At 61.9% G+C, this 6,217-nt stretch carries 12 protein-coding genes; 1 reads left to right on the forward strand and 11 read right to left on the reverse strand.

All coding sequences use genetic code 11. The annotated features are described in order from the left end of the window. Nucleotides 1-106: 106 nt before the first annotated feature. The 11 genes from GWC77_RS26655 to GWC77_RS26700 form a co-directional block, all read right to left on the reverse strand. Nucleotides 107-505: a phage tail protein gene (locus tag GWC77_RS26655; protein ID WP_173262180.1), complete on the reverse strand. Its 399-nt coding sequence runs from the start codon at nucleotides 503-505 to the stop codon at nucleotides 107-109. After that, nucleotides 498-734 (reverse strand): Rz1-like lysis system protein LysC, encoded by a 237-nt coding sequence (gene lysC / locus GWC77_RS29190; protein ID WP_254367200.1) that lies wholly within the window; start codon nucleotides 732-734, stop codon nucleotides 498-500. Before lysC ends, GWC77_RS26655 begins: the two co-directional genes overlap by 8 nt. Further along, nucleotides 622-1,047: a protein lysB gene (locus tag GWC77_RS29810; protein WP_173262183.1), complete on the reverse strand. Its 426-nt coding sequence runs from the start codon at nucleotides 1,045-1,047 to the stop codon at nucleotides 622-624. Before GWC77_RS29810 ends, lysC begins: the two co-directional genes overlap by 113 nt. Before the next feature lie 11 nt (nucleotides 1,048-1,058). Next, complete coding sequence (locus GWC77_RS26665) at nucleotides 1,059-1,877, reverse strand: N-acetylmuramidase family protein (protein ID WP_173262186.1); 819 nt, start codon at nucleotides 1,875-1,877, stop codon at nucleotides 1,059-1,061. Nucleotides 1,878-1,879: 2 nt separating this feature from the next. Then, nucleotides 1,880-2,146 (reverse strand): phage holin family protein, encoded by a 267-nt coding sequence (locus GWC77_RS26670; protein ID WP_173262189.1) that lies wholly within the window; start codon nucleotides 2,144-2,146, stop codon nucleotides 1,880-1,882. Nucleotide 2,147: 1 nt separating this feature from the next. After that, entirely contained in the window at nucleotides 2,148-2,489 is a 342-nt protein-coding gene (locus GWC77_RS26675; protein ID WP_173262192.1) for a putative holin, read from the reverse strand. A 17-nt stretch (nucleotides 2,490-2,506) separates the two neighbouring features. Next, nucleotides 2,507-2,713, reverse strand: coding sequence for a tail protein X (locus GWC77_RS26680; protein WP_173262195.1), 207 nt, complete (start codon nucleotides 2,711-2,713; stop codon nucleotides 2,507-2,509). Nucleotides 2,714-2,715: 2 nt separating this feature from the next. Next, the gene (locus GWC77_RS26685; RefSeq protein ID WP_173262198.1) at nucleotides 2,716-3,198 is read right to left on the reverse strand and encodes a head completion/stabilization protein; all 483 of its coding nucleotides are present in this window, start codon (nucleotides 3,196-3,198) and stop codon (nucleotides 2,716-2,718) included. Nucleotides 3,199-3,299: 101 nt separating this feature from the next. Beyond that, a complete protein-coding gene (locus GWC77_RS26690) occupies nucleotides 3,300-3,989 on the reverse strand; it encodes a terminase endonuclease subunit (protein ID WP_173262201.1) in 690 nt (229 codons plus the stop codon). Further along, on the reverse strand, nucleotides 3,986-4,999 hold the full coding sequence (locus GWC77_RS26695) for a phage major capsid protein, P2 family (protein ID WP_173262204.1): 1,014 nt from the start codon (nucleotides 4,997-4,999) through the stop codon (nucleotides 3,986-3,988). The genes GWC77_RS26690 and GWC77_RS26695 overlap by 4 nt, the downstream gene beginning before the upstream one ends. Before the next feature lie 30 nt (nucleotides 5,000-5,029). Beyond that, nucleotides 5,030-5,860 carry a GPO family capsid scaffolding protein gene (locus tag GWC77_RS26700; protein ID WP_367949123.1) on the reverse strand — a complete coding sequence of 277 codons (831 nt, stop codon included), beginning with the start codon at nucleotides 5,858-5,860 and terminating at the stop codon, nucleotides 5,030-5,032. Nucleotides 5,861-5,989: 129 nt separating this feature from the next. Between GWC77_RS26700 and GWC77_RS26705 the strand changes: the two genes are divergently transcribed. After that, nucleotides 5,990-6,115, forward strand: coding sequence for a hypothetical protein (locus tag GWC77_RS26705; protein WP_254367201.1), 126 nt, complete (start codon nucleotides 5,990-5,992; stop codon nucleotides 6,113-6,115). The last annotated feature ends 102 nt before the right edge of the window (nucleotides 6,116-6,217 follow it).

Genomic DNA, 6,217 nt, shown 5'->3' on the forward strand with positions numbered 1-6,217 from the left:
TTATCTTTCGCCAGCAGAGTTCGCGGCGAAACATCGGGCAACAGCGGATGCTCCTGCCGCTTTCCAGGAGCTGGTTTAAAGGGACTTTGCTAGAAGCCGACTGGCCCTACCGAAGGGGGCAGGTCACGACGACACGACTACCATCCGGCCCGGTCGTCACCGCCACGCCTTCCGTCAACGCCAGCTTGATAGAGAGATCGGCCGTCGCATGGTTGAGAATGTCCACCTCGAAGGTAATGCCGTGAGCACGTTCGTCCGGGTTCGTCACGAGGTCCGGCTGATTCTTGCGGGCCCATTCGATGAGCGCGATGAAGACCCCATCGGCGTCGCCCGCGAAATCCATCACGAGCGCATGCGCCGTGTACCGATACTCGAACGACAGCGAGCGTGTACCAGTCGCCACAATCGATCCTTGGTCGATGAACACCGCCAGTTTGTCGGGCTCGGCGTCGAGAGATGGAATCGCCGCGACAAGCGCTTTTCGCAGGCTCGCGGGTTTAATCATGGGCGTGTGCCCCGACCTCACGCTGCCGCGCTTCCGTTTGGCACGAAACGATCATATCGACCTTGGCCGCACACGCGGCCCATGCGGCCTTTGCCGTCGTGAGGGCGGCGTCTAGGTCACCGTTCGTTCGCGGCGCCATAGCCGGTAGCGTGCATTGGCTGACCGCCGGGCACTCGTTCAATGTAATCGTTGGCGCTGGCGAGAGTGGGGCTTGTGTGCAGGCGCACAACGTCGTCAGGCAAGCGGGTATCAGCCCATGCGCGAAGCTCGTCGGTTTCATAGGTCAATCTCCGGTTCTCGAGCCGTGTTGCCTCCAGCTTCGAGGCGATCGCGTCGTGTGCTCGAGTGAATTGCATCTGCTGGGTCGCCTTCTGAGCGGCATCGTCACGCACCTGCTGAAGGGTGCTGTCCCGGGCTGCGATGCCCTTTCGCGCGTCGACAAGAAGCCGATTCATATTTGCCAGATCGGCACGCAGCGCACGCACATAGCACGCCCCCGCAACGAACGCGGCGAGAGTCAACAATGCCGCGATCAGCTTCATGGCAAGCCTGTTCACGCGACTACCGCCGCGCTGTCCTCGGCCGCCGCTGCGTAGCGTTCATAGGCGCGCTCGAGCCTGACGTCATACAGGTTCGCGGCATAGTTCCTGCCGTTGTATCCCTTCGCGAATGCCGCCCATTTCCTGGCCCTGAGCGCGGCGATGAGCGCCGTGTCAGCCGCGACATACCGCACGAAGGCGTCGAGCTGGCCGGCTTCGTCAGCTTCCATGCGAGCCACGAAATCGTCGACGCTCGCGTAGCCCAAACGCTGCCAGTGGTAGCCCATTACCTGAAATGCGCCCCAGCTCGCCGACTCCCATGCGGCAGCGGCGTCGATCGCCTCGGCAGAAGCGAGGCGCGTGTACTCCGCGGCGCCGCTCTGATAGCCGCCCGGCGTTTGCGACAAAATGTTTGGATTCTTCGTCGACAACGGTGCAGGATCGACACCGCGTGCCTTGAGCCGCTTCCAAAATACGTGTCGCTCGAACAGGATAACGGGCCGACCATTGGGCAGGAAGCCGGAGCCGCGGGATTCCACTTCGAGCACGGCGCGCAGGCAAGCGACGGGAACGTCAAGCGTTTGCGCTGCTCGCACGAGATCGGCACCGCCGAGATGCTTCGGATCGCGCTGGCCGGTTGCAAGCGCGGCATATGTCTTGGGGCCGGCTATTCCATCGTCGATGAGCCCGGCCTTCCGCTGAAAGGCAGCGACAGCGGCTTCGGTCACGTCGTCGTAGAGGTGGGTCACTTCCAGTCGGAACCCGGCGCGGGCCAGCCGGCGTTGCAGCAGGGCAACGTCGTCGCCGTGGTCGCCGAGGCGATGCGTCTTCATGGTCAATCGCTCCAGAGAAGGCGTGCGACGTTGCCGCGCGCGCCGAGCACAAGCGCGGCCAGCAGGACTGCCGCTGCCGCTTCAAAAATGCCGACTTGCCCGAGGTGCAGCGCCAGCTCGATCGCCGACCCGCCCATCACAGCAACTAGGACCCATTCTACCCACGACACGTGGTACCGATATCGCGCGCCATTTCGCCGAAAGGTGAGGACGCGCACGAGTGTCGCGAGGTGTGCGACGCATGTGATAAGAGCCAACGAAATAGACATGTCACTCCCGGTTTCGGAACATCGAGCGTGGATCCCAGGCTCTCGCGCGATCGATCATTCGAAGCGTGATGGTGATGACAAGAGCGGCCGCGAAGAACGCTGCGACGCCTGTCGAATGGATCGGTGTGGCGTTGACGATTTCCGGTGCCGCGAGATATCCCATCACGAGCGAGATCAGCATGTAGACCACGCGCCGGCCGACGCTGATCTCTTTCGATGTGACGACAACGAGCGCGGCGCCTGTAAACGCGCCGATCAACGCATTCCCGTCGATGCCCGGCGCGAGGCTTGCGATACCGACCGCGGTCAACGGAACGGCGGTTGGGGTGTGCGATCCGGCCATGTAGGGAGGCTCCTGGGTCAATCAAACAATTGCAGCAGTGGCTTTGTGTCTGTCACGGTTTCGAGCGCCGGCAAGTGGACCGGAGTGCCGACGGGCAAAATGGCACCGAAGTTGGCGAGGCCGGCGTTCGCCTCGAGCACCGCTTCGACTGTGCCGTTGGTGCGACCGTAGTAGCGCCAGCACAGCGAGTCGACCGTATCGCCCTGTAGTGCCCGGACGATCATGGTCAGATCAACTCGATCGTTGAGCGCGGGACGCCGCGCATGTCATTCAGCGCCCACCGGACGTTGCGACGCGACTCGCATATCGTTGCCTCCAGGACTTCGGCATCGTTGGCACCCGTCTTCGTGACGTCGTAGGCGCGGTATTGCTCAGTCAGGTCGGCGCGTGTCAAGTTGTAGACCGCGCGGCGGTACCGCAGCATGTGAGCGCTGACGCCGTCGGTCTGGCCAGCCGGGACACTCGCCAGATCGGCGTACCCCTCCGCGCATCGCGCCGCTTTCCATGCCCGAACCTCATCGTTGATGCTCGCGATCGCGTCGACGGTGGCTAGGCGCAACCGCTCGTGCGTCACCGTGCCATCGAGACGCATTGCTTCGCGTAGGTCTTTGAGATCGATGTCGGGAAACCATCCGTCGTTTCTGATGATGGTGGCGTTGGCCGGGTAGGCCGGTACAGTCGTATCGGCGATAGCAATGAAGCTGCTCATGATATCCAGGTGCTCAGGGGTGACGGTGGACCGACGCTCAGTTCCCGTTTCCATCAGGTGTAGGGATCGAGCGCCGGTGCCGCCATGCCGGGGAGGGCTCTTTACTGACCGTCGGTGGCGTCGCTCGGACGGTCGACGGTCTCGACCAGCTTCGAAAGCCGATCGATGTCCTTTTTCACGCCGACGCGATCGTTTAACGACAGAGCTCGACGCAGATATTCGAGTGCGCGCGGCGGATCGGTCACTTGTTGCGCGTAGCCGAGTGCCTTGTAGAGCTTGGCGCGGACCTGATCGTGCATGTCGGCGTCGCGCGTCAGCTCGTCAACGCGTTCCAGGCTCACGGCATCAAATGATCCGCCTTCCATGAACGCCGAGAGTGCTGCGTCGGCGAATTGCTCGGCGACGAGAGAGGCAAGCGATCGCTCGAACTGATCGGGCAGCGCAAGGCCGTGAGACAGGGCATACGATGCGATATCAAGCGCACCGTCGAAGTCGCCGGCATCGATGCGCCAGACCATCACAGTGACCAGAACATCATCCTGTGCGCCGCGGCCACCGCCCAATACGCCCGAGACGTAGTCGGCATACTCAGGCAGCAGCTTTCTTTTGAGTTCGATCTTCCGGGCGATCGACTGCACGCTCTTGAGCGCACGCCGGTCGGATGCGAGCTTCGCGAGCATCAGCTCATAGGGCGTCGCGCCAGCCATTGTTTGACCGGGCGAGGCGGCAGCTGCCGCGCGTGCAGCTGTCACCCGCGCGTAGTGAGCGCGAGCAGGTGTGTCAATGGTCATGCTGCCACCGGTTCGATGTTTTCCGCGACGCAGCCGCACCCGAAATCCTCGACGACGTACGCGTCGTTCGACGATTCGTAGTTCTCGACCTGATCGCGCTTCGGGTTGTCGATGAGCGAGCGTCGGCGAGCGCTCTCTTGGAAGTAGATCGATAGGTTGTCGAGCCTCGTCACCATCATTGCCCGCTTCGGGAAGAATGGCACGCGCACAGCCGGCAGGTTGCCAATGCGCTTTTGGCTGACGATCAAATCGGCTGCGAGCTGTTCGGTCGGCGCCTGCGTCGCGTTGACGATTGGAAAGTACTTGTCGTGCAGCAATTCCCGGCCGCAGATCACGACGAGCCCAGTGTCTTCCTGGAACCACGGGTCGATCATCGACGAAACGATGTCCATCACGAGCGCATCGAGGTTGGCGTAGTCGCCGTCCTTACCGATGAGAACCTTGCCGGCTTGTTTGGTGCCTTCATGCAGAACACGCTGCGCCGCTCGATTACGGTACTGTTGCAGCCAACCAATGTTGACGTCTTGCAACAGCGGGTTCGCGGCCTTGTCGGTCGTAGGCGCAGCCTCGGCACCATTCCAGCCGATCATGATCCGATCCAGCGCGGATTGCGTCACGATCACGTCGCGGATGCGTTGCTGGAAATCCGGGAACTTGGCCCATGCATCGAGCTTGCGGTACGTAATCGCCGTGTCGTAATCGGTTTTCTCGCAACGGTACTTGGCGCTGTCGAGCGCGGTCGGGTCGACGGGTTGGCGGTCCACCTTGGTCGTGTCGGTGCGGCTGGCGATCGGGCCAGATACCGACAAACCGAGCTTTTCGCCCTCCAACTCGGTCACGGGCAACACATTAATGCGTTTCAGAAACTCGCTCGATTCCTGAATTTTGGTTTCGATTGTCTGTTGCACCGTGGGCTCGACGGTGAACTTCGTTGACACGTCGGACGTATCGTTGAGCTTGGCAATTTGCGCGGTGTACTTGTTGTACGCCAAGCGCGTTTCCTTCTTCATGGGGGCTCCGAGATATGAGCGTGGAAGGGATCAGCAGTCGGTCACGAATTCGCCCGTCGCGCCGGTTGATGGCGGGCGTCGCGGCGCGCCGTTATCCGTTGACGATAGCTTCGCGGTCAGCGTTTCCACCGCGGCGAACGCCTCGTCCGCGCGCTTCTTTGCATCCGTCGCGTCCTGCCGGGCCGCAGCGAACTCGATGCGGAGCGCCGCGGTTTCGCGGGCCTGTCTCGTAGCGAAGCAGGCGACCTCTTCGACTGCTCGGTGAACGTCGCTGTGACGCTGTTCGTCGGTCGTGCGATTCCGGGCGAACATTCCCTTGACGATCGAAAGCAGGCTCGGAGACTCAATGTCGCCGTCGAATTCAAGCGTTGTTTCGCATGGCGCTGAGAACACGTTGTTCGAGCGCTTCGCGACAAATTGCAGCGCCTCGGTGCCGAGGCTTGCCGGATCGTCCGTGGCGGCGAGGCCAACTAAGTACGCTTCCCCGCTGTCGGCGAAGGCCGGGTTGACTTCGATCGACGTATAGATTTTCTGGCGTTTTTTCGACAGCGTGATCAGATCATCAGTCGGGTCGATTCGCGCGTAGAGCGCCATTTTTCCTTTCAGCGGACCGTCATCGATCTGGCGCACTTCGAGTGCCGTCACGTCGCCGTATGCGCCGAACGGGCTGTTCGCTGAAAGCGGCGCATATCCTTTGACGTGCTCGACGTTCAAGCGCGCGCCGTACAGTTCCGGGTTGTAGTTCTTTGCCATCTGCGTGAGCCAATCGCGCTTGATTTCGCGACCATCGATGGTTGCGCCTTCTACTGCGACGCGAAAGAACTTCGTTTTGTTGGTTGCCATAGCGAGAGGTCGAACCATCGTGATTGAGTGAGCGTGGTTCTCATGTTCGGCCTTCGTCGGCTACGGCTCAACGTTCCCCGAGCGTTGCTGGCACGGGTACGCATTGATCCGCGTGCCCACGCGTGCGCGGAGCCCTACGCTTGGCGCATGCTCGACACGACGGACTCGATTCAACGCGAAACGGACGTGCGCAAGATCGCACGCTCGCTTTACTGGCAAGGCTGGCGCATCGCGTCGATTGCGCGGCATCTTGCCGCGCGTCAAACAAGATGAGAGCAGCGCGTCAATCAGGATGAGAGTACTGGCGTGGCGGCAGCGGTGAAGGGCGTAGCCCGGAACCGCTGCCGCCACGCCGCGCCGAGCAGTCCCCCGTCA

Source organism: Paraburkholderia sp. NMBU_R16, assembly GCF_013282575.1.
Lineage (GTDB): Bacteria > Pseudomonadota > Gammaproteobacteria > Burkholderiales > Burkholderiaceae > Trinickia.